This is a genomic window from Micromonospora sp. NPDC047762 (genome assembly GCF_043204655.1).
GTDB lineage: Bacteria > Actinomycetota > Actinomycetes > Mycobacteriales > Micromonosporaceae > Micromonospora.
This window is the reverse complement of the sequence record NZ_JBIDCQ010000009.1, coordinates 22,107-44,432: the sequence shown is the minus strand read 5'-3', so window position 1 is coordinate 44,432 and position 22,326 is coordinate 22,107. Positions and strand designations below refer to the sequence as shown.

Below are 22,326 nucleotides of genomic sequence, written 5' to 3'. Positions count from 1 at the left end.
ACCCGCGCCTGGAGACCCCGATGCCCACCCACGACTTCATCGCCATCGGGTTGGGCCCGTACAACCTGGGCCTGGCCTGCCTCACCGCGCCGATCGACGAGCTCGACGGGGTGTTCCTGGAGGCCCGACCGAGCCTCGCCTGGCACCCCGGCATGCTGCTGGAGTCGGCCCGGTTGCAGACCCCGTTCATCGCCGACCTGGTCAGCCTCGCCGACCCGACGTCGCCGTACTCCTTCCTCAACTACCTCAAGGAGATCGGCCGGCTCTACCCGTTCTACATCCGGGAGAGCTTCTACCCGCTGCGCAGCGAGTACGACGCGTACTGCCGGTGGGCGGCGGCGAAACTGCCGAACCTGCGCTTCGGTCAGAGCGTGACAACCGTGGAGTACGACCCCGCCGACGAGCGGTACGTGGTGCGGGCCAGCACGGGCACGGGTGAGACCGTCGAGTACCGGGCCCGGCACCTGGTGCTCGGCACCGGCACCCCGCCGCACCTGCCCCCGGCCGTGGCCGACCTGCCCGGCGACGCCGTGCACAACTCCCACTACCTGGAGCACCGCTCGGCGCTGCGCACGAAGCGCAGCATCACGGTGGTGGGCAGCGGGCAGAGCGCCGCCGAGATCTACCACGACCTGCTCGGCGACATCGACCGGTACGGCTACCAGCTCAACTGGGTGACCCGTTCACCGCGGTTCTTCCCGCTCGAATACACGAAGCTGACGCTGGAGATGACCTCACCGGACTACGTGGACTACTTCCACGCGCTGCCCGAGGCGACCCGCTACCGGCTGGAGTCCGAGCAGAAGGGCCTGTTCAAGGGGATCAACGCCGACCTGATCAACGACATCTTCGACCTGCTCTACGCGCACAGCGTCGACGGACCGGTGAACACCCGCCTGCTCACCAACACCGAGCTGGTCAGCGCCGACCACCAGGACGGGCAGTACACACTGGGGTTGCGTCAGGTGGAGCAGGAACGCGACTTCGCCCTGCGTACCGAGGGTCTGGTGCTGGCCACCGGCTACCACTACCGGGTGCCGGAGTTCCTCACGCCGGTGCGGGACCGGATCCGCTGGGACGCGCAGGGCCGCTTCGACGTGGCCCGCAACTACAGCATCGACCACGGCGGGCGGGGCATCTTCCTGCAGAACGCGGGCACCCACACGCACAGCATCACCTCACCGGACCTGGGCATGGGCGCCTACCGCAACTCCTGGATCATCCGCGAGCTGCTCGGCCGGGAGCACTACCCGATCGAGAAGAGCATCACCTTCCAGGAGTTCGGGGTGTCGTCGTGACCAGCGTCTTCACCCGGGTCGACGAGGGGCTCGGTGAGTTCGCGCTGCGGCAGCTCGATCCGGACGCCGACGCGGCGCTGCTGCACGCCTGGGTGACCCACCCGAAGGCGGCGTTCTGGATGATGCAGGACGCCGACCTGGCCCAGGTCACCGAGGAGTACCAGCGGATCGCCGCGCACCCGCACCACGACGCGTACCTCGGGCTGTGGCGGGGGAGTCCCGCCTTCCTCGCGGAGCGCTACGACCCGGCCCACGTCGAGCTGGTCGGCCTCTACGACCACCAGCCCGGTGACGTGGGCATGCACTTCCTCTGCGCGCCGGTCGACGCGCCAGTGCACGGCTTCACCCGGGCGGTGATCGGCACCGTCATGGCGTGGCTCTTCGACGACCCGACGACCCGGCGGGTGGTGGTCGAACCGGACGTGCGCAACACCGCCGTGCACGCGTTGAACGCCACCGTCGGCTTCACTGTCGTCGGCCCGATCGCCAAGCCGGAGAAGGACGCGCTGCTCAGCGTCTGCACCCGAGCCCAGTTCCAGGCCGCCGTCGACGCCGCCGCCGACCGAACCGAAGGAGCCCCGGCGTGACCACCACCGCCGTCCCCACCCACCCGCCCGTCGCCGCCGCGCACCACGCCTCCGGCGACCCGGTCGGGCACCTCACCCCGCAGCGCTGGGCCCGGGCCAACCGGCTGCTGGTCCGCAAGGCGCTCGCCGAGTTCACCCACGAGCGGCTGCTCACCCCGCAGGCCGTGGCCGGCCCCGGCGACCGGCAGTGGTACGAGATTGCCAGCGACGACGGCACCGTCAGCTACCGGTTCGCGGCGCGGGTGCTCGCCCTGGCGCACTGGCAGATCGACGCGGACAGCATCACCCGACACCGCGACGGCACCTCGCTGACCCCGGACGCGGTGGACCTCATCGTCGAACTGCGCGACACCCTCGGGCTCTCCGCGCGGGTGCTCCCGGTCTACCTGGAGGAGATCACCTCGACGCTGGCGGGTACGGCGTACAAGCTGGCCCAGGCCGCGCCGAGCGCCGCCGAGCTGGCCGAGGCGGATTTCCAGACCATCGAGACCTCGATGACCGAGGGTCACCCCTGCTTCGTGGCGAACAACGGCCGGCTCGGCTTCGGCGTCGACGAGTACCACCGGTACGCCCCGGAGGCCGCCGCGCCGGTGCGGCTGGAGTGGCTGGCCGCGCACCGGGACCACTCCTCGTTCAGCAGCGCCGCCGACCTCGACTACGACACGCTCATCGAGAGCGAGTTGGACGCCGAGACCCGGGCCCGGTTCGCGGCCACGATGGCCGATCTCGGGCTGGACCTCGCCGATTACCACCTGATCCCGGCGCACCCGTGGCAGTGGTGGAACAAGCTGGCGGTCACCTTCGCCGGTGAGCTGGCCGAGCGTCGGCTGGTGCACCTCGGCCCCGGGCCGGACGTGTACCTCGCCCAGCAGTCCATCCGCACCTTCTTCAACGTCAGCGAGCCGGGTCGGCACTACGTCAAGACCGCGCTGTCGGTGCTGAACATGGGCTTCATGCGCGGGTTGTCGGCCGCGTACATGGAGGCCACCCCGGCGATCAACGACTGGCTGGCCGACCTGATCGCCGCCGACGAGGTGCTGACCGGCACCGGCCTGACCGTCATCCGGGAGCGGGCCGCCGTGGGTTACCGGCACCGGCAGTACGAGGCGGCGACCGAGCGCACCTCGCCGTACCGCAAGATGCTGGCCGCCCTGTGGCGGGAGAGCCCGGTGCCCGAGCTCGCGCCGGGGCAGCGACTGTCCACGATGGCCGCGCTGCTGCACGTCGACGACGAGGGCGGCTCACTGGCGGCGGCGCTGATCGCCCGGTCCGGCCTGGCGCCCGAGGTGTGGCTGCGCCGCTACCTGGATGCCTACCTGACCCCGCTGCTGCACAGCTTCTACGCCCACGACCTGGCTTTCATGCCGCACGGCGAGAACGTCATCCTGGTCCTCGACGAGCAGGACACCGTCCAGCGGGTGATTTTCAAGGACATCGCCGAGGAGATCGCGGTGATGAGCGACAGGGTCGAGCTGCCGGCGGCGGTGGAGCGGATCCGCGTCGAGGTGCCCGACGACACCAAGCTGCTGAGCATCTTCACCGACGTGGTGGACTGCTTCCTGCGGCACCTCAACGCGGTCCTGGTCGAGGCCGGTGTTCTCGCCGAGGACGACTTCTGGCGCACTGTCGCGGCCTGCGCCGCCGACTACTTCGACCGGGTGCCGCACCTGGCCGAGCGGGTCCGCCACTACGACCTGTTCGCCCCTGAGTTCACGCTCTCCTGCCTCAACCGGCTGCAATTGCGTAACAACCAGCAGATGATCGACCTGGCCGACCCGTCGGCGGCGCTCCAGTTCGTCGGCACCCTGACCAACCCGCTCGCCGCCCACGCTCCGGACGGTGACCGCGATCGCGTTTGATCAGCGCGCACGGCAACGGTCGCAATAGGCGGATGGGGGTTCTGAGTACCGCGAGCCTGTGCGCCGGGCTGTTCGCCGCCTTCGCGTACGCGGTCATGCCGGGTCTTGCCCGTACCGACGACCGGACATTGCTGCTCGGCTGAGGCCGGATGGGCGACCGGTCGGGTCCCGGTCGGGTCGCGCTTGCCTCAGTTGGTCGGCTCTGCCGTGCCGGCCTGCTGGAACGCGCGGGCCAACTGGGCGAGGTCGAAGCCCTCGAAGTGCTGGAGGAATCGGCGGCGTACGGCGGCCAGGTGGCTGGGCCAGGCTTCCTGCAGGCGGGCGTAGCCCTCGTCGGTGAGGACGGCGTTCCAGCCGCGCGCGTCCTCCTCGCAGCGTTCCCGCCGGACCAGGCCCTGCGTCTCCAGCCGGATGATCGTGCGGGTCATGCCGCTGAGGGAGAGGTAGCAGAGCGCGGCGAGTTCGTTCATGCGCATCCGCCGCTCGGGTGTCTCGGAGAGGTTCATCAGCGCGGTGTACTCGGTGAGCGGCAGCTGACGGTCACCGACCATGTCCGCGTCGATGGCGCGGGGCAGGACGTGCATCACCTGACCCAGGGCGCGGACCAGGGATTCCTCATCAGGGGTGAGGGGTTGCGGAGTCGCCGCGGAGGGGTTGGACATCCTCCTATCATACTTGCTTGACGCAGCAAGCGCTTACCCTCCGTGTGATCACGCCCATACGCCAAGTATTTGCTTGACCAATCAAGCAGCGATACGTTTCCCGTCGTCAGGCAAGAACCTCTGAAAGGCGCCACACATGACCAGGATCGGGATCATCCTCGGAAGCACCCGCCCGGGGCGTAACGGCGAGGCCGTCGCCCGCTGGGTGCTCGAGATCGCCAAGCAGCGCTCCGACGCGGAGTACGAGCTGATCGACCTGCTGGACTACCAACTGCCGCACCTCGACGAGGCGTACCCGCCCTCGATGGGCCAGTACACCCAGCCGCACACCAAGCGGTGGGCCGAGACGATCGCGTCGTTCGACGGGTTCATCATCGTCACCCCCGAGTACAACCACTCGACCTCGGGTGCCCTGAAGAACGCGATCGACTTCCTCTACGGCGAGTGGAACAACAAGGCCGTCGGCTTCGTCAGCTACGGCTCGGTCGGCGGGACGCGCGCAGTGGAGCACCTGCGTCTGATCTCCGGTGAGCTCCAGATGGCCGACGTGCGCTCGCAGGTCGCGTTGTCGCTCTTCACCGACTTCGAGAACTTCAGCGTCTTCAAGCCCAACCAGTTCCACCAGGACTCGCTGACCGCCACGCTCGACCAGGTGGTCGCCTGGAGCACGGCGCTCGCTCCGCTGCGCAAGGGCTGAGCACGTCGCACCTTTCGGAAACGGCCGTGGGGGATCCCACGGCCGTTTCCGGGCGTTCAGGCGTCGTGTACGCCGGCGAGCAGGTCCAGCGAGAGCTGCCACAGTCGCGCCGCCGCCGCCGGGTCGGTCGCATGGGCGGCGACGCCTCGCAGCGGCGTCTCCGGGCGGTGGCGCACCGCCTGCCCGCAGTCCTCGAAGTACCGGCCGCCGATGCCCTCAAGCTGCGGCCCGGCGGCGAGCAGCACGGAGGTCGCGGCCCCCTGCTGCGGGGTCTTGAAGTCGTACGCCGGAAGGTGCGCGTAGTCCTCCTCGGTGAGGTGCCGTCCCAGGTTGGTGGCGACCGCGCCCGGGTTGGCCGCGTTGACGGTGATGCCGTCGCCGGCCCAGCGCCGGTTCGCCTCGACCGCGAACAGTGCGGTGGCGGTCTTCGACTCGCCGTAGGCCAGGAGACGGTCGTAGCGCCGCTCCCGGAAGTTGACGTCCTCGAAGACCATCGGGGCCTGCACGTGGGCGATGGAACTCAGCGACACCACGCGGGCCCGACCGGCCGCGGCGAGTGCCCGGTGCAGCCCGTTGGCGAGCGCGAAGTGGCCGAGGTGGTTGGTGGCGAACTGCAACTCCCACCCCTCCGCCGTCCGCATCTCGGGGGTCGCCGACACCCCGGCGTTGTTGACCAGGATGTGCAGCGGGCCGTCCCAATCGGCGACGAAAGCGGCGACGGACCGCTGGTTGGACAGGTCCAGCGGGGCGACCCGGACCAGCCGGTTCGTGGCCGCGGCGCGGATCTCTCGCGCGGTCCGTTCTCCGGCCCGCACGTCCCGCACCGCCAGAGTCACCTCGGCGCCCGCAGTGGCGAGCGCCCGGGCGGTCTCCACGCCGATGCCCGAGGAGGCGCCGGTGACGATGGCGCGCTGCCCGGTCAGGTCGGCACCGGCCACCACGTCGGCGGCGGTGGACCGGGCGTTGAACGGCGTGGTGAGGCGTGTATCAGTCATGATCGAGTTCCTTCGGTGGGTGTCCTCAGGTGGCCGTACCGACGGGCCGTACAGGCGTACGGAGTGCCGGCCGAGCCCTACCCGAGATCGTGCGCGGAGGCCTGCGCGGACGGCCAACACACGCTTCCTGACGTGGCTACAGTCTGTTCCTGTGGGCATGCCCGAGCTGCGACAACTGCGGTACTTCCTGGTCCTCGCGGAGGAGCTGAGCTTCACCCGGGCCGCCACCCGGCTGATGATCGCCCAGCAGTCGCTGTCGCAGCAGATCACCGCCCTGGAACGCGTCCTCGGGGCGAAGCTGTTCGACCGCGACAGCCGCGGCACCACACTGACCGAGATCGGCGCCCTGTTCGTGCCCGAGGCGCGCGCCGTGACAGACCGCGCCGAGCAGGCCGTCGCCGTCGTGGGACGGGCCCTGCGGGGTGAGGTCGGCGCCCTCCGGCTCGCCTTCCTGACCACCGTCGCCAACCACCTCCTGCCCCCGGTGGTCCGGGCGGTCCGCCACCACCTCCCCGACCTGCACCTGGCCACCGAGTCCACCAGCATCGCGCCCCTCGTCCAGGGCGTCCTCGACGGGCGGTACGACGTGGCCTTCACCCGGACCCCGCTCGTTCCCGGCCTGGAGTCGAGGAGACTGACCACTGAACCGGTCTGCGCGGTGCTGCCCGAGGGCCACCCGCTCGCCGGCCGGGCCGAGTTGGCGCTCGCCGACCTGGCGAACGAACCATGGGTCATGACGCCGCGCAGCTCCTGGGAACCCTGGCACCGCGCCTACCAGGACCAGTTCCGGGAAGCGGGGTTCTTGCCGACCGTCGTTCAGGAGGAGGCCGGCGTGCAGAGCCTGCTCGGCCTGGTCGCCGCCGGACTCGGCGTCACCCGGCTCGCCTGCTCGGCGGCGAGTCTGCGCCGCACCGGCGTGGTGTTCGTCCCGCTGACCGGGGCGTACACGCACACGGAGATGGTGTGGTTGGCGGAAAACACCGCGCCCGCCCTGCACCGCTTCCTGGATGTGGTCACCGACCTCGCGGCGACGACCGACCTCACCAGCACCGGCTGACGGCGAGGCGATCGGCTCACCGCGCGAGGTGGTGGGTGGTGCCGGCGGCGACGGCGCGCCAGCCGGAGGTGTGATGACCACGAGATGCGTGCCGCTGGTGGATCCGCGATATCGCAGCGGTGTGACGCCCGCCAGGGCCAGTGGCGGACGGCCGTGTTCACTACCCTTGGCGCGATGAGTCGATCCGCCGCCGCTGGTCGGGCTCCGCTCTGGCGGGACCGGACCTTCGGCACGTACTGGGTCGCCCAGTCGCTCTCGGCGGCCGGCGACTCGTTCGCCTACCTGGCGGTGCCGCTGCTGGTGCTCCAGGCGACCGGGTCGGTGGCACGGATGGGCCTGCTGACCGCCGTCGCGGGCGCGGCGTCCGTCGTCGCCGGGATCTTCGGTGGGGTGCTGGTCGACCGGTACGACCGCCGCACCCTCATGATCGTGGCGGACCTGACCCGACTGGTGCTCTACGCGCTGGTGCCGCTGGCGTGGCTCGCTGGTCCGCAGGTCTGGCTGCTCTTCGTCGTGCTGCCGATCTGCGAGGCGGCCGGCATGCTGTTCCAGGTGGCCGCGGTGACAGCGGTCCGCAACCTCGTCGACTCCGACCGGATCACCGAGGCCAACGGCCGGTTGCAGGCGACGTACGCCGCGGCGGCCGTCCTCGGGCCGCTGCTCGCCGGTGTGGTGGCGGCCCGCTTCGGCCCGGCCACCGCCATCGCCGTGAACGCGGCGAGCTTCGCGCTCTCGGCAGCCGGCCTGTGGCTGATCCGACTGCGCCCCGTCCAGGTGGACGAGGGGGTGGCCCGGCAACGCCCGCTGGTCGAGTTTCTGGCCGGGGCGCGGTTCCTGTGGCGTCAGCCCGTGCTGCGCGCGCTGACCGTCCTGTTGTCGGTCTTCATCTTCCTCACCTACGGGTTCGTCGACGTGCTGATCTACCACGTGACGCACGACCTCGGCGGGTCCGAGGGCACCGTCGGCACGGTGCTCGGCCTGGCGGCGCTGGGCACTGTCGCCGGGGCGCTGCTGGTGGCGCCGCTGCGCCGACGTCGTGGCTTCGGTGCCACCTGGATCGGCGCGCACGCGATCTGCGGTTTCGCGGTGGCGGGGGTCGGCATCGCCACCACAGTGCCCGCGGTCACCACGTTGACCGCTGTGTACCTGTGCTGTCTCAGCGTCGGCGGGATCTGTTCGATGTCCCTGCGGCAGGAGATCACCCCCGATCACCTGCTGGGTCGGGTGACGTCGGCGTTCTGGAGCACGCACTACGCCCTCGGTCCGGCCGGGGCCGTCGTGCTGACCTGGGCCGCCGGCCGGTACGGGGCTCCGGCGGTCACGCTCGTGGCGGGCGCTGGGTGCCTGCTGGTCGCTGTCGGCGGGCTCTTCACCCCGATCCGCCGTGCCGGCGCGGAGCCGGCCGCCGGGCAGCCCGGACTGCGCCCGGCCCCGGCCGGCGGCACCGTTGGTTGAGACGCTATGGAGCTGATGTCCTAAACGATTCAAGCGGTGGGGACGCTCCAGGCGGTGGAAAGATCCGGACGACCCGGCCCGTGGCCGATTCGTTTGTGACATCAGCTCCAAAGGCGCCGACCACCACTGTGGCCTCCTGGGCGAGCGGAGCGGACGCGGTCAGAACTCCTGGTACATCACGTGCAGGCCGACCCGGCCCACTGTGGGGTGACGGAACGCGCCCGGCACGGTGCCGACCACCTCGAAGCCCTCCCGCCGATACAACCGCACCGCCGAACCGTTGCTCTCCACCACCGCGTTGAACTGCATGCCGGCGTACCCCTGGCGGCGGGCCCAGGTCAGGGCGTCGCGGCACAGCGCGGCGCCGACGCCCCGGCCCCGGGCGTCGGCGGCGACCATGAAGCTGGCGGTGGACACGTGAGCGCCCGGCCCGGGCCGGTTGGCGCCCATCTTCGCGGTGCCGAGAACCCGCTGGCCGTCGACCGCCACGACGGTCCGCGCCGGCGCCGCCTCGACCCACATGCCGTACGACTGCTCGGCGGTCATCGCCGGGTCGTAGGGGAACGTCTCCTGTGCCCGGATCACCTCCTCGATGATCGGCCACACCTGCGACCAGTCCCGGTCGACGAACTCCCGAATCAGCACCCGGGGAGGTTAGGCCCCGGCCGGAGCCCTGGACAATCCGTTTATCCGCAGGTGCATCCACGCGGCCTACCCGATGCGAAGCATGGGTCGTGACGAGACGTCACGGATCCGTCGCTTCGACGAAAGGCCCGCTGATGAAGATCGCACGACTTGCCGCCCGGATGGCGGTGGGCGCCCTGGCCACCGCGCTGGCCACCACGGCCATCGCTGTGCCGGCCGCTCAGGCGACCGGCAAGGCCAAGCCGCTCGGCACGAACTCACTCGCCGCGGTGCTCACGAAGGACACCAGCGGTTTCGACCGCAACTCGCGGGACTTCGACGTACTGACGGCGGCCGTGCTGGCCGTGCTGGAGGCCAAGCCGAACTCTCCGGTCAAGGTGCTCACCGACGGCACCGTGGCGCTGACCGCGTTCATCCCCACCGACGCGGCCTTCCAGCAGTTGGTCCGCGAGATCACGCAGGCCCAGAAGTTGCCGAGTGAGAGCGCGGCCTTCACCGCCGTGGCCGGGCTGGGCATCGACACCGTCGAGTCGGTGCTGCTCTACCACGTTGTCCCGGGCGCCACCATCGATCGCAAGACGGCGGTCCGGGCCGACGGCACGGACCTGACCACCGCGCTCGGCTCGACCGTCGAGGTCGACGTGCGCACCTACCTGTACTTCTTCCGCCAGGTGCGGCTGGTAGACGCCGACACCGACGACCGTGACGCCCGTGTCGTCTCCTACGACGTCAACAAGGGCAACCGGCAGATCGCGCACGTCGTGGACCGGGTACTGCGCCCGATCGACCTGCCCTGACCGCGGGCGGGTGGCGTCCGGCCATGCGCCGGACGCCACCCGCGCCGGCCGATCATGCGCCGGATGCCACCCGCGCCGGGACGTCAGCCCGAGGCGAGCGCGGCCAGCTCCTCGTCGAGCAGGGCCGCCAGCCGGGCGGACCGCCAGGGATGGCTGTGCGCGGTCATCCCGCGGCTGGGCATCTCCACTGTCATCAGCAGGTACAGGTGCAACCGGTAGAGACCGAGCCGACGGCGTGCCGAAGCGTCCAGCACCAACGGTTCGGGCGCGCCGGCCTGGTAGCCGCGCAGCAGGGGATGCTCCGGCTCGTCCTCCACGCGTCGGAAGAGCAGCGGCGAGACCAGGTCCAGCAGCGGGTCGCCGTAGAGGAACCGCTCGCCGTCCACCAGGCCGCGCAGCCGCAACCGGCCGTCCGCGTCGGGTGCCGCCAGCACGTTGCCGTCCCAGCAGTCGAAGTGCAGCAGCGCCGGTCGGCGTACCTCGTCGAGCACGTCGGCGTGCCGCCCCACCAGCGCGTGCAGCTGCTCCGGGGTCACCGGCAGTCGGACGTCCCAGTCCGCCGCGTCAGCCAGGAGCGCGTCGAGCATCGCCGTGAACGCCGCCCGCCAGGTCGGCCCGCCGGCCCGGTCGTCGTCGTACCCGAACCGCTCACCGGTCACCCCGTGCAACGCGGCGAGGGCCACCCCGAGGTCGTGGCGCGCCGGGCCGTCGTCGACAACAACACCGGCCTCGGCCAGGCCGGACAGCGACCGGCCGGAAAGCATCGTGGTGACCAACCACTCGCCGTACGCCGGGTCGGCGCCGCGCCAGAGCACCGGGGGGACGGGCACCTGCGGCGCCCGCTGCGCGACGAGTCGAAAGTATCGCTCCTCGGCAGCGCAGAGCCCGCGCTCGTAGCGCAGCAGCGGGGTTCCGGCCGGCGGAGCCAGCTTCACCACCACCCGACGCTCGTCGTCGAGCAGCGCCCACCAGACCGTCGCGTACCCGCCGCCGGCCAGCGGACCAGCGTCGCGGACCCGGGTGTGTGGGCCGAACGACGCAGCGATCAGGAACGCCACGTCGGCGCGCGTGAGGGGCCGCTGGGTCGGGCTGACACCGGTCACGACGTCCTGTCACCTCGCCGGGCGCGTGGCGCGGAACCCGCGGTGGCGCGGGTGGACCGGGGGACGGGACCGGCGGTGTCGCGGCGGACCAACTCGGCGGGGAGCACCTCGATCCGGGGCGTCGGGGCTCCGACGCCGAGCACCAGGGACATCGCCCGCACACCCATGTCGACAAGGGGCAGTCGCACTGTGGTCAGCGCCGGGGTCACGTCCCGGGCGATCGGCATGTCGTCGAAACCCAGCACCGAGATCTGCTGTGGCACCGCCATCCCACGCGCGCGCAGGGTGGCGAGCGCGCCGATGGCCATCGAGTCGTTGAGCGCCACGACGGCGGTCAGCTCCGGGTCGGCGTCGAGCAGTCGGGCGGTGGCCTCCGCGCCACCGTCGCGGTCGAACTCCGCGTAACGGATGCGCCGTTCGGGCAGCTCGCGGCCCTGCTCGGTGAGGGCCTGCCGGAGGCCGGCGAGCCGGTCGGTGGTGGTGGTCAGGATGCGCGGGCCGGCGACCACGCCGATCGCCCGGTGTCCCAACCCGCACAGCTCCCGCCCGGCGAGGTAGCCGCCGGTCCGGTTGTCCGGCATCACCGCGTCGCCGGAGTGCTCGTGCCGGCCGATCACCGCCACCCGCCCGCCGGTGGCCTCGTACGCGGCGAGCTTCTCGTTGAGCTGCCGGGTGAACGCCTCGTCGTGGTAGCCCGAGCCGGCCAGGATCAGCGCCGCCACCTGGTGCCCGCGCAGCAGCTCCACGTACTCCAACTCGCGGTCCGGGTCCCGGTAACTGTTGCAGATCATCAGCAGCCGGCCCTGGTCGGTGGCGACCCGTTGCAGCCCCCGGGTGATCTCCGCGAAGTAGGGGTCGGAGACGTCGTGCACGATCACGCCGACAGCGCTGCGGTGCGAGCGGGCCAGCAGTTGGGCGTGCGCGTTCGGCACGTACTGCAACTCGGCGACGGCGGCGAGCACCCGTTCCCGCAGCTCGTCGGTGACCGGCTTGCTGCTGCCGTTGATGACGCGGGAGGCGGTGGCGGGCGAGACGCCCGCTCGGCGGGCCACATCGGACAGGGTCGCCATGGCCCGCCCCCTCGATCTGTTGACGGCGTTTCGTCGTGCCGGCTAGCGTCACCGTACCGCAGAGAAAGCCCTTTCCCGCAGGGAGGCCCGGCCGTGTCCGATCGCTTCGCGGTACTTCAACTCGACGAACTTACCGCCCGTCGCTGCTCGTGTGGGACCACCCGCCGGGGCTTCATCGCCGAGAGCGAGGGCCAGGCCAGCGTGCATCTGCTCCAGGTGCAGGACGCGGTGACCCACCACCACCGGGTCGCCACCGAGTACTACGTCGTGCTCGCCGGTGAGGGCGAGATCGAGCTGGACGGCGTCCGTCACCCCGCTCGGCCGATGTCCGCGTTCCTGATCAAGCCGGGCTGCCGGCACCGGGCCATCGGCGACCTCACCGTGCTGCTGGTGTCACTGCCGGCCGCTGACGACACGGACGAGTACTTCGATGCGTGACCGGCCGGCACCACTGCCCGGCGGGGTCGGGGTGTCCCGGCTGCGCGTCTACGACACGGTGGCCCCGGACGGCCTGGTCGGCGGCACCCCGCACGTGCACCTGTGCTGCACCGAGGGGTACGTGGTGACCGACGGCGAGGGCATGGTGCAGACCCTGACCACGGACGGCTATCGGGAGACGCCGCTGCGACCGGGGGTGGTGGTCTGGTTCGAGCCGGGCACCGTGCATCGCCTGGTCAACACCGGCGGGCTGAGCATCGTGGTCCTGATGCAGAACAGCGGCCTGCCCGAGGCGGGCGACGCGGTGCTGACCTTCCCACCCGAGGTGCTGGCCGATCCGGCCGCGTACGCCGTGGCGGCGGCGTTGCCCGACGGGGGAGCGCCGGGCGCGGACGTGCGCGTCGCGTACCGCCGTCGGGATCTGGCGGTGACCGGCTTCCAGGCGCTGCGGTCCGGTGGTCCGGCCGCGTTAGCCGCGTTCCACGCCGCCGCGACAGCCCTGCGCCAGCCGTTGCTGACGCGGTGGCGGCAGCGGTGGGAGGCCGGCGCGGGCCGCGCCGCCGCCGACACCGCCGCTCAGCTCGACGCCCTGGAGCGAGGGGACTCGGGACACCTGGGCGACGCTGGGGTGTACGTGGTGGACGCGCCGGTCGAGAGGGGCCGGTTGGGCATGTGCGGCCTACTGGACACCTACCCGGCGGCCGGCTGACCGTCCCCTCGGGACGGCTGCCGAAGGCTGCCAGGCATCGGCGGAAACAGATCGAGGAAAGGCCTTGCCCGGCGTGAGGGGGCCGCCTACGCTCCAGGAAAGCGTTTGCCTGATCCGTCGACCGGCCCGTTCCATGGGCGTCGTGCCGGGCCCCGAGGAGGTTCCGCGTGACCGAGAACTCTTTGGACACGGCGGGTCGGCAGGCCGCCGCCGACCTGACCGGCGGTGCGCGAGCTGCCGCTGCCGGGCCCGGCAGCACCGATGCGCGGCAGGCTCATGACGGCGCGGATCCATCCACTGTGGTGAAAGCGGCACCCGGCGGCGGCCGACCACCACGTCCCACGCTCGCTCGCCGGGCGGTGACCTTCGCCGACTCGCTCTGGCGCCCGGCGCTGGTGCTCGCGGTCTTCTTCGCCGCCTGGTGGTTCGTGGCGGCCCGCGAGTACGTCCCGAACTACCTGGTGCCCACCCCCGGCCAGGTCTGGGAGACGATGACCACCCAGTGGTCCGAGCTGGCCCGGCACACAGTGGTCACCCTCTACGAGACAGTGCTCGGCTTCGTGCTCGCCGCCGCGTTGGGTCTGGTCACCGCTGTCGCCATCGCCTACTCCCGCACCCTGGACAAGGCGCTCTACCCGATCGTCCTGTTCGCACAGGTCATCCCGAAGATCGCCATCGCGCCGCTGCTGGTGGTCTGGTTCGGCCTCGGCCTCACTCCGAAGATCATCCTGGCGGTGCTCATCGCGTTCTTCCCGGTGGTCATCTCCGGCGTGGCCGGCCTGCGCTCCACCGACCCGGAGCTGCTCGACCTCGCCGCCACGATGGGCGCCGGGCCGTGGCGCACCTTCCGCAAGATCCGCTTCCCGAACGCGTTGCCGCACCTGATGGCCGGCCTGAAGGTGGCCGTCACCCTCGCCGTGGTCGGTGCCGTGGTCGGTGAGTTCGTCGGCGCCAGCGAAGGGCTCGGCTACGTCCTGTTGCTGGCAAACGGCAACCTCGACGCCCCACTGCTGTTCGCCGACCTGATCCTGATGTCCGCCATCGGCATCGTCCTGTTCGTCCTGGTCGAGATCGCCGAGGCACTGCTCATTCCGTGGCACGCCAGCCGCCGGGCCGGCGTGTCCCTCACCACCTCCTGACCGACCCCATCACGGAGGCACCGATGAAACGCACCGCCACCACCGTCCTGGCCACCGCCGCCCTGCTCCTCGCCCTCACCGGCTGCGGTGGGGACGACCCCGCCGGCAAGACCGGCGCGGACGGCAAGAAGCAGGTCACCCTCACCCTCAACTGGGTGCCCTACGGCGAGCACGCGCCCTTCTACTACGGCCTGCAGAAGGGTTACTACTCCGCCGAGGGCATCGACCTGAAGATCCTGCCCGGCAACGGCTCGGGCAACACCGTCAAGCAGGTCGCCCAGAAGCAGACCGACTTCGGGTGGGCCGACAGCCCGGTGCTGCTGAAGTCGGTGGCCAGCGGCATGCCGGTGCGCAGCCTCGGGGCGTACCTGGAGAAGGGACCCTCCTCGGTGGAGTTCTTCACCGAGGAGAACATCAAGACCCCGGCCGACCTCAAGGGCAAGACCGTCGGCGGCACCCCCGGCGACGCCCTCTACGCGACCTTCCCGGCCTGGCTGGAGAAGAACGGCCTCAAGAAGGACGACGTCAAGGTGGTCAACGTCGACGCCGCCGGCAAGATCGCCGCCCTGGCCGAGGGCAAGGTCGACGCGATCATGGGCTTCTTCCACGACCAGGCGCCCACGATCGAGAGCAAGACCGGCAAGAAGGTCGACGTGCTGCTCTTCGCCGACTACGGAATGAACCTGCTCGGCACCGGCCTGATCGCCAACACCCAGACCCTGCAGAAGGACCCGGAGCTGGTCCGCAAGTTCGTCAAGGCCACCCAGAAGTCCTGGGCCGACGCCGCCCGGGACCCGGCCGGCGCGGTGAGCGCGATGACGGCCCTGGCCGAGAACGAGCCGGCGCCCGAGGTGCTCACCAAGCAGCTCACGCTCAACATGCCGCTGATCGGCGCGGACGGCCCGCCCGGGGTGAACACCGAGGCCCAGTGGAGCGAGACCATCGACCTGATGTCCCGCTACGCCGAGCTGAAGGACCCCGGAGCGCCCAACGCGTACTGGGACTCCTCGTACGCGGCGCAGGGGTGACCCGGTGACCGCCGCGCCGGCAGCCACCGGCACCGCCATCGGGATGTCCGGGCTGACCGTCCGGTTCACCACCCGACGGACGCAGACCATCGCGTTGGACGACGTGTCGCTGGACATCGAGCCGGGCGAGTTCGTCACGATCGTCGGCCCGTCCGGCTGCGGCAAGTCCACCCTCCTCAAGATCGTCGCGGGGTTGGTCAAGCCGACCAGCGGTGACGTGTCCCTGTTGAAGCGCCCGGTACGCGGCCCGCAGAAGGAGATCGGCTTCGTCTTCCAGAAGGCCGCGTTGCTGGAGTGGCGCGGCGCCCGAGCCAACATCCTGCTCCAGGCCGAGATGCGCGGCATGGACCGGGCGCAGGCGGCCCGCCGCGCCGACGAGCTGATCGAGATGACCGGCCTCACCGGTTTCGAGAAGGCGTTGCCACACGAGCTGTCCGGCGGCATGCAGCAGCGCGTGGCGCTCTGCCGCGCGCTGCTGCACTCCCCACCGGTGCTGCTCATGGACGAACCGTTCGGCGCCCTGGACGCGCTGACCCGGGAGCAGATGAACGCCGAACTGCACCGGATCTGGCGCGAGACCGGGACCACTGTGGTGCTGGTCACCCACTCCATCGCCGAGGCGGTCTTCCTCGGCACCCGGGTCGTGGTGATGAGTCCCCGGCCCGGCCGGATCATCCGCACCTTCCCGGTCGAGCTGCCGGCGCACCGCGACTACGCGCAGGTGATGTCGGATCCCCGCTTCGACCGGCTCGCCACCGACCTGCGTGGGTTGCTCGGCAGCGCGGCCGCCAACCACTGAGCGCGGATCGGCACGACCAGCACGACGGAAGGAACACCATGACCCGCAGGTCGATCGGCATCATCGTCAACGGCGTGACCGGAAGGATGGGCTACCGGCAGCACCTCGTCCGGTCGCTGCTGGCCATCCGCGAATCCGGTGGTGTGGCGTTGGCCGACGGCACCACCATCTGGCCGGAACCGGTCCTGGTCGGGCGCAACGAGACGAAGCTCCGGGAGCTCGCCGAGCGGCACGGGCTGACCGACTGGACCACGGACCTGACCTCGGCGCTGGCCCGCGACGACGTCGAGATCTACTTCGACGCGCAGGTCACCCAGCAACGGGAGAAGGCGATCCGGCAGGCCATCGAGGCCGGCAAGCACATCTACACGGAGAAGCCTCTCGCCGAGGACACCGCGGCGGCCCTCGACCTGGCCCGGGCGGCGGACGCGGCCGGCGTCCGCACCGGTGTCGTGCAGGACAAGCTCTTCCTGCCCGGTCTGCGCAAGCTCAAGCGCCTCATCGACGGCGGCTTCTTCGGTCGGATCCTCTCGGTGCGCGGCGAGTTCGGGTACTGGGTCTTCGAGGGCGACTGGCAGCCCGCTCAGCGGCCGTCGTGGAACTACCGGACCGAGGACGGCGGCGGCATCGTGGTCGACATGTTCCCGCACTGGCACTACGTGCTGGAGGAGCTGTTCGGCCGGGTCACCGCCGTCTCCTGCGTGACCGCCACCCACGTGCCCGAACGGGTCGACGAGGCTAATCACCCGTACGCGGCCACCGCCGACGACGCCGCGTACGGCATCTTCGAACTCGACAGCGGGGTGATCGCGCAGATCAACTCCTCGTGGGCCGTGCGGGTGTACCGCGACGAGCTGGTGGAGTTCCAGGTCGACGGCACCGAGGGCAGCGCGATCGCCGGCCTGCGCAACTGCCGGGTGCAGCACCGGGCCCTCACCCCGAAGCCGGTGTGGAACCCGGACCTGCCGGCCACCGAGGACTTCCGCGCCCAGTGGGCCGAGGTGCCCGACAACGAGGAGTTCGACAACGGCTTCAAGGTGCAGTGGGAGGCGTACCTGCGGCACGTGGTGGCCGGAGAGCCGTTCCGGTGGGACTTCCTGGCCGGCGCGCGCGGCGTGCAGCTCGCCGAGCTGGGGCTGCGCTCGGCCCGCGAGGGTGCGCGTGTCGAGGTGCCGGAGCTGCGCTCATGACCGCCGAGGTGGTGTTGCCCGGTGGACGGCGGCACCGGCTGGCCGGGGGTGGCGGCTTCGCCCGACCGGACGCGCCGGCGACCAGCCGGATCGCGTACGCCGCCGCGCACGTGGTCGCCGACCCGGGGGCGGAGAACGTGCCGGGTGCCCCGGCGGCGGTGGACTGGGACACCACCCTCGCCTTCCGGCGGCATCTCTGGTCGTACGGGCTCGGGGTCGCCGAGGCGATGGACACCGCCCAGCGGGGAATGGGGCTGGACTATCCGGCGACCCGGGAGCTGATCCGGCGCAGCGCCGCCGAGGCCCGTGCGGTCGGCGGGCGGATCGTCGCCGGGGTCAACACCGACCAGCTGCCCGCCGGCCCGGCCACCCTGGCGGCGGTCACCGCCGCGTACACCGAGCAGCTCGACGACGTCCGCGCCGCCGGCGCCCGACCGGTGCTGATGTGCAGCCGGCACCTCGCCGCCGCCGCACGCGGCCCGGAGGACTACCTGCGGGTGTACGACGAGTTGCTCAGCGCCGCCGACGAACCGGTGGTGCTGCACTGGCTGGGTCCGATGTTCGACCCGGCGTTGACCGGCTACTGGGGCGCGGTCGACCTGGACCTGGCCGCCGACACGGTGATCGAGCTGATCAAAGCGCACCAGTCCACGGTGGATGGCATCAAGGTGTCGCTCCTGGACGCCGACCGGGAAGTCGCGTTGCGCCGCCGCCTGCCGGCCGGGGTACGCCTCTACACCGGTGACGACTTCCACTACCCGGAGCTGATCCGGGGTGACGAGGTGGGTCACTCCGACGCGCTGCTCGGGGTGTTCGCGGCCATCGCGCCGGCCGCCGCCGCCGCGTTGGCGGCACTGGACCGGGGGGACCTGACGGCGTACGACGAGATCTTCGGGCCCACAGTGCCCCTGGCCCGGCACCTGTTCGCGGCACCGACCTGGCACTACAAGACGGGGATCGTGTTCCTGGCCTGGCTGGCCGGGCACCAGGACCATTTCACGATGGTCGGTGGCGCGCAGTCCGGCCGGTCCCCGGCGCACCTGGCCACTCTGCTCACCCTGGCCGACGCGGCCGGGCTGCTGCCCGACGCCGACCTGGCCGCCGCCCGCGCCCGAGCGCTGTTCACAGTGGCGGGGGTGGCGCAGTGAGCGCCGGGTTCGCGGGTGCGGCAGCGCCGCGGGGTGGCGACGAGGCGCTGCGGCGGTTCTCGTTCAACCAGGCGACCGCCCAGCGCTGGCCGTTGCCCGAGGTGGTGGCCGGGTGCGTGGCGGCCGGCGTGCCGGGCATCGGCCTGTGGCGGGAGCCGGTTGCCGGGTACGGGTTGGCCCGATCGGCGAAACTGGTCCGCGACGCCGGCCTCGCCGTCACGTCGCTGTGCCGGGGTGGCTTCTTCTCCGCCGACGACTGGCGCGCGGAGAACCTGCGGGCCATCGAGGAAGCCGCCGTCCTGGGCGCCCCGGAGCTGGTGCTGGTCTCCGGTGGGCTGCCGGTCGGCAGCCGGGACGTCGACGGCGCACGGCGTCGGGTCGCCGACGCGATCGGCGAGCTGGCACCGCACGCCGAGGCGGCCGGGGTACGGCTGGCCATCGAGCCGCTGCACCCGATGTTCGCCGCCGACCGGTGCGTGATCGTCACCCTCGGCCAGGCGTTGGACATCGCCGAGCGGTTCGACCCGGCGGTGGTCGGCGTGGTGGTCGACGCGTACCACGTCTGGTGGGACGACACGGTGTACGCGCAGATCGCGCGGGCGGGCGAGTGGATCGCCGCGTTCCAGGTGTGCGACTGGGTGACCCCGCTGCCGGAGGGGGTGCTGCTCGGCCGGGCATTGCCCGGCGACGGCTGCATCGAGCTGCGTCGGCTTCGCGAGGCGGTGGACGCGGCCGGCTACGTCGGCCCGATCGAGGTGGAGGTCTTCTCCGCCGAGGTGTGGGCACGTCCGGGCCCGGAGGTGCTCGACGCCGCGATCGCCGGCTACCTGCGCCACGTTGCCTGACAGCCCCGAACGGCGGTGGCCGGCGGCGGTCGGCGCGTGGCTGGGCATCGGCACCGCGCCCGCCACGCTGGTCCTCGGGGCGGCGATGGCCGCCCGACACGGTGGCGCGGTGCCGGTGGCCGGGCTGCTGGTCGGCGGGGCGCTGATGGCGGCCCTGCTCTGGGGGCAGGGCCTGATCGGGCTGCGCCGGCCGCTCGGCGACGGCGGGACGTTGACCGCGGTGCTTCCCGCGTACCTGGGGGACACCTCGCGGCTGCTGCTGGCGGCGGTGCTGGCCGTGTCGATGGTCGGGTGGAACGGGTTCAACGTCGGGCTCGGCGGGGCCTCGCTGGCCGCGCTGACCCACCTGCCCGGCTGGGCCGGGCCGGCGCTGCTGGAGGTGGCGGTCCTCGCCGTCTCCTGGGCGCCGGCCCGGCTCGGTAACCGGGTCGCGGTGGTCACCACGCTCAGCGCGGTGGTGCTGGTCGGCTGGTGCCTGACGGTGCTTCCACCACCCGGTGCGCCGGTCCGCCCCACCGGCGGCGGGCTCGCCGACGCCGCCGCGCTGATCGGGTACGCGGCCGTGTTCGCGCTGCGCGCACCGGACTTCAGCGTGGGCCTTTCCCGAAGGCGGGACCTGGCCTGGTGCGTGGGGCTGCTGGTCGGGCCGGCGCTGCTCGGGGTGCTGGCCGGGGCCGGCCTGTGGCTGCGGACCGGCTCGGCCGACGTGGTCGCGCTGCTCGCCGCCGGCTCGGGGCTGGCCGCGTACGCGAATCTGTTCGTCGCGGTGGCGGTCTTCGCGGCGGCGCTGACCACCACGTACTCCGGTTCCCTGGCGTTGCGTGGCCTGGCTCCCCGCGTGCCGGCGCGGGCGGCGATGCTGCTCGTCGCGGTGCTCGGGGGGATGCTGGCGGTGGCGCGGTTCGACCGTCTGGTGCTGCCCTGGCTGACCCTGCTGGCCGCCGCGTTGCCGGTGCTGGTGGTGCCGATGGCGGTGGAAGCAGCGGCCCGTCGGCGCGGTCGTGTCCCGCGTACCGTGCCCGCCTGGTGCTGGATGCCGCCGGCGCTGCTCGCGGTGGCCTGCACGCTCGCCGGGGTGGGTGTCGCCCCGCTGCTCGGGCTGGCCCTGGCCGCGGCGTGCACGGTGCTCTGGCGGCGCCAGGGAGGCGTCGCCTAGGCCGCAGCGGGGATGGTGGCATCGATGAGGTGCGGGCCCGGCTGGTTCAGCGCCGCGGAGAACTGCTCCGCGAGTTCCTCGGCGGTGCTGGCGCGGGTGGCGGGCATCCCGAACGCGTTGGCCAGTCCCACGAAGTCGATCTGAGGGTTGGTCAGGTCGAACAGTGGATTGGCGTCGGGGTTGGCCGGGCCCGGCTGCTTGCTGAAATAGCTCCACTCCTGGCGCAGGATCGCGTACCCGTGGTTGTTGAGGATCACGTTGGTGATGTTCAACCGCTCGCGTACCTGGGTCCAGAGCGCGGTGGCGGTGTACATCACGCAGCCGTCGGCCACCAGCGCCACCACCGGTCGGTCGGGTGCGGCGACGGCGGCGCCGACGGCCAGGGGCAGACCGTCGCCCATGGCGCCACCGGTCTGCATCAGCACGTCGTGTCGGGGAGCGCCGGCGGTGGCGGCGGCGAGGGTGGTGCCGGAACTCACGGACTCGTCGATGATGATGGCCCGTTCGGGTAGCAGCGCCGCGATGATGTCGGCCCAGTTCTGCAGGGTGAGTGCGCCGGTGGGTAGGGCCGGCGGGTGCGGGTCGGTGACCTGGGCCGCCGCGTCCGGTGCCACCAGGTCGGCGAGCCGGACCAGCGCGGCGACGGCGTCCTGACCGACCTCGGCCAGGACATGCGTCCGGGCCCCGTCGGGCACGAGGAGGCTCGGCTGGTCGGGGTAGGCGAAGAACGAGACCGGTGCCTTGGTGCCCGCGACGATGACGTGCCGCGCCCCGTGCAGTTGGTCGAGCACCTGGTCGGGATAGAAGCCGAGCCGGGGGAACGCGGGTAGGCCCGCCCCTCGTTCGACCCGGTTGGAGTAGAGCTCCTGGAAGACCCGTGCACCGGTCGCCGCGGCGATGCGGCCCGCTGCCAGCAGGCCGGCCTCCCGTAGAGCCGGTCCGCCGATCACCAGTGCGGTCGTCTCGCCGCTTCGAAGAGCCTCCGCGACCTGGTTGATCGTCTCCTGATCGACCGTCGGCGCCGGCCGGGGCCGCACGGGTGTGCCGGCCGCACCTCCCTCGGACCAGGACACGTCCGCCGGCATGATCACGGTGGCGATCTGCCCGGGTGGCTCCAGGACGGCGGCGAGCGCGGCGGCGGCGTCCGGGCCGGCACCGGCTGCGTCCTCGGGGCGGCGGACGGGGCCGCGTAGCCATCCCGCCAGCGCGGCGATGTCGGAGTTCAACGGTGGATCGAAGGCGGTGTGGAACGTCGCGTGGTCACCGACGATGTTCACCACCGGCGAGTTGGCGCGGCGGCTGTTGTGCAGGTTCGTCAGGCCGTACGCGAGTCCGGGCCCGAGGTGCAGCAGCGTCGCGGCGGGCTTACCCGCGATCCGGGCGTAACCGTCGGCCGCGCCGCTGACCACGCCCTCGAAGAGAGCGAGCACGCCGTGCAGCTCGGGAACCGCCTCCAGTGCCCCGACCAGGTGCAGCTCGGTGGTGCCGGGGTTCGTGAAGAGCACCTCGACGCCGCCGTCGACGAGCGTCCGCAGCAGTGCTTCCGCGCCGTTCACCAGTCACCCCGTCCCCGGTCAGATCAGTAGTATGTAGATACTAAACTCGCATTTCGGACTCTTGCTGTTAGGTTCGGGGAACTCGCCCGCCAG

At 71.7% G+C, this 22,326-nt stretch carries 22 protein-coding genes; 16 read left to right on the top strand and 6 right to left on the bottom strand.

Annotated elements, in window-relative coordinates:
• Window positions 1–20 precede the first annotated feature (20 nt).
• From ACGF3C_RS25535 to ACGF3C_RS25525, 3 genes are read left to right on the top strand one after another with little or no spacing between them, the layout of a single operon-like run.
• A complete protein-coding gene (locus ACGF3C_RS25535; protein ID WP_393226334.1) occupies window positions 21–1,298 on the top strand; it encodes a lysine N(6)-hydroxylase/L-ornithine N(5)-oxygenase family protein in 1,278 nt (425 codons plus the stop codon).
• Window positions 1,295–1,885 (top strand): GNAT family N-acetyltransferase, encoded by a 591-nt coding sequence (locus ACGF3C_RS25530; protein WP_393225878.1) that lies wholly within the window; start codon window positions 1,295–1,297, stop codon window positions 1,883–1,885. The genes ACGF3C_RS25535 and ACGF3C_RS25530 overlap by 4 nt, the downstream gene beginning before the upstream one ends.
• On the top strand, window positions 1,882–3,744 hold the full coding sequence (locus ACGF3C_RS25525) for an IucA/IucC family protein (RefSeq protein WP_393225875.1): 1,863 nt from the start codon (window positions 1,882–1,884) through the stop codon (window positions 3,742–3,744). The genes ACGF3C_RS25530 and ACGF3C_RS25525 overlap by 4 nt, the downstream gene beginning before the upstream one ends.
• Window positions 3,745–3,932: 188 nt before the next feature.
• Here ACGF3C_RS25525 and ACGF3C_RS25520 read toward each other — a convergent pair whose 3' ends face one another.
• Window positions 3,933–4,406 carry a MarR family winged helix-turn-helix transcriptional regulator gene (locus tag ACGF3C_RS25520; RefSeq protein ID WP_393225872.1) on the bottom strand — a complete coding sequence of 158 codons (474 nt, stop codon included), beginning with the start codon at window positions 4,404–4,406 and terminating at the stop codon, window positions 3,933–3,935.
• A gap of 136 nt (window positions 4,407–4,542) precedes the next feature.
• Here ACGF3C_RS25520 and ACGF3C_RS25515 point away from each other — a divergent pair, with 136 nt between their 5' ends.
• The gene (locus ACGF3C_RS25515; protein ID WP_393225869.1) at window positions 4,543–5,103 is read left to right on the top strand and encodes an NADPH-dependent FMN reductase; all 561 of its coding nucleotides are present in this window, start codon (window positions 4,543–4,545) and stop codon (window positions 5,101–5,103) included.
• A 56-nt stretch (window positions 5,104–5,159) separates the two neighbouring features.
• On the opposite strand, the gene ACGF3C_RS25510 is transcribed toward ACGF3C_RS25515, so the two are convergent.
• On the bottom strand, window positions 5,160–6,098 hold the full coding sequence (locus ACGF3C_RS25510) for an SDR family NAD(P)-dependent oxidoreductase (protein WP_393225866.1): 939 nt from the start codon (window positions 6,096–6,098) through the stop codon (window positions 5,160–5,162).
• Window positions 6,099–6,255: 157 nt separating this feature from the next.
• On the opposite strand from ACGF3C_RS25510, the gene ACGF3C_RS25505 reads away from it, so the two are divergent.
• Together ACGF3C_RS25505 and ACGF3C_RS25500 are read left to right on the top strand one after the other, a co-directional pair.
• Window positions 6,256–7,155, top strand: coding sequence for a LysR family transcriptional regulator (locus ACGF3C_RS25505; protein ID WP_393225863.1), 900 nt, complete (start codon window positions 6,256–6,258; stop codon window positions 7,153–7,155).
• A 174-nt stretch (window positions 7,156–7,329) separates the two neighbouring features.
• Window positions 7,330–8,610, top strand: coding sequence for an MFS transporter (locus tag ACGF3C_RS25500; RefSeq protein ID WP_357233556.1), 1,281 nt, complete (start codon window positions 7,330–7,332; stop codon window positions 8,608–8,610).
• A 159-nt stretch (window positions 8,611–8,769) separates the two neighbouring features.
• Here the strand turns inward: ACGF3C_RS25500 and ACGF3C_RS25495 are convergent, their stop codons facing one another.
• Window positions 8,770–9,255: a GNAT family N-acetyltransferase gene (locus ACGF3C_RS25495; RefSeq protein WP_393225860.1), complete on the bottom strand. Its 486-nt coding sequence runs from the start codon at window positions 9,253–9,255 to the stop codon at window positions 8,770–8,772.
• A gap of 134 nt (window positions 9,256–9,389) precedes the next feature.
• On the opposite strand from ACGF3C_RS25495, the gene ACGF3C_RS25490 reads away from it, so the two are divergent.
• A complete protein-coding gene (locus tag ACGF3C_RS25490; RefSeq protein ID WP_393225857.1) occupies window positions 9,390–10,052 on the top strand; it encodes a fasciclin domain-containing protein in 663 nt (220 codons plus the stop codon).
• An 83-nt stretch (window positions 10,053–10,135) separates the two neighbouring features.
• Here the strand turns inward: ACGF3C_RS25490 and ACGF3C_RS25485 are convergent, their stop codons facing one another.
• Window positions 10,136–11,155, bottom strand: coding sequence for a phosphotransferase family protein (locus tag ACGF3C_RS25485; protein WP_393225854.1), 1,020 nt, complete (start codon window positions 11,153–11,155; stop codon window positions 10,136–10,138).
• Window positions 11,152–12,225 carry a LacI family DNA-binding transcriptional regulator gene (locus ACGF3C_RS25480; RefSeq protein ID WP_357232729.1) on the bottom strand — a complete coding sequence of 358 codons (1,074 nt, stop codon included), beginning with the start codon at window positions 12,223–12,225 and terminating at the stop codon, window positions 11,152–11,154. Before ACGF3C_RS25480 ends, ACGF3C_RS25485 begins: the two co-directional genes overlap by 4 nt.
• Window positions 12,226–12,318: 93 nt before the next feature.
• On the opposite strand from ACGF3C_RS25480, the gene ACGF3C_RS25475 reads away from it, so the two are divergent.
• From ACGF3C_RS25475 to ACGF3C_RS25435, 9 genes are all read left to right on the top strand, one after another.
• Window positions 12,319–12,663, top strand: a complete 345-nt coding sequence (locus ACGF3C_RS25475) for a cupin domain-containing protein (protein ID WP_355006751.1) — start codon at window positions 12,319–12,321, stop codon at window positions 12,661–12,663.
• The gene (locus tag ACGF3C_RS25470; protein ID WP_393225851.1) at window positions 12,656–13,372 is read left to right on the top strand and encodes a cupin domain-containing protein; all 717 of its coding nucleotides are present in this window, start codon (window positions 12,656–12,658) and stop codon (window positions 13,370–13,372) included. The genes ACGF3C_RS25475 and ACGF3C_RS25470 overlap by 8 nt, the downstream gene beginning before the upstream one ends.
• A gap of 167 nt (window positions 13,373–13,539) precedes the next feature.
• Entirely contained in the window at window positions 13,540–14,511 is a 972-nt protein-coding gene (locus ACGF3C_RS25465; RefSeq protein ID WP_393225848.1) for an ABC transporter permease, read from the top strand.
• Between the two features lie 23 nt (window positions 14,512–14,534).
• Entirely contained in the window at window positions 14,535–15,539 is a 1,005-nt protein-coding gene (locus ACGF3C_RS25460; RefSeq protein WP_357232723.1) for an ABC transporter substrate-binding protein, read from the top strand.
• A gap of 43 nt (window positions 15,540–15,582) precedes the next feature.
• Window positions 15,583–16,338 (top strand): ABC transporter ATP-binding protein, encoded by a 756-nt coding sequence (locus ACGF3C_RS25455; RefSeq protein ID WP_393226331.1) that lies wholly within the window; start codon window positions 15,583–15,585, stop codon window positions 16,336–16,338.
• A gap of 38 nt (window positions 16,339–16,376) precedes the next feature.
• Entirely contained in the window at window positions 16,377–17,528 is a 1,152-nt protein-coding gene (locus tag ACGF3C_RS25450; protein WP_393225845.1) for a Gfo/Idh/MocA family protein, read from the top strand.
• Window positions 17,525–18,676 carry a dihydrodipicolinate synthase family protein gene (locus ACGF3C_RS25445; protein WP_393225842.1) on the top strand — a complete coding sequence of 384 codons (1,152 nt, stop codon included), beginning with the start codon at window positions 17,525–17,527 and terminating at the stop codon, window positions 18,674–18,676. The genes ACGF3C_RS25450 and ACGF3C_RS25445 overlap by 4 nt, the downstream gene beginning before the upstream one ends.
• Window positions 18,673–19,521 (top strand): sugar phosphate isomerase/epimerase family protein, encoded by an 849-nt coding sequence (locus ACGF3C_RS25440; protein ID WP_357233428.1) that lies wholly within the window; start codon window positions 18,673–18,675, stop codon window positions 19,519–19,521. The genes ACGF3C_RS25445 and ACGF3C_RS25440 overlap by 4 nt, the downstream gene beginning before the upstream one ends.
• The gene (locus ACGF3C_RS25435) at window positions 19,514–20,677 is read left to right on the top strand and encodes a hypothetical protein (protein ID WP_357233430.1); all 1,164 of its coding nucleotides are present in this window, start codon (window positions 19,514–19,516) and stop codon (window positions 20,675–20,677) included. The genes ACGF3C_RS25440 and ACGF3C_RS25435 overlap by 8 nt, the downstream gene beginning before the upstream one ends.
• Here the strand turns inward: ACGF3C_RS25435 and ACGF3C_RS25430 are convergent.
• A complete protein-coding gene (locus tag ACGF3C_RS25430) occupies window positions 20,674–22,233 on the bottom strand; it encodes an acetolactate synthase large subunit (protein ID WP_393225838.1) in 1,560 nt (519 codons plus the stop codon). The genes ACGF3C_RS25435 and ACGF3C_RS25430 overlap by 4 nt on opposite strands.
• Window positions 22,234–22,326 lie beyond the last annotated feature (93 nt).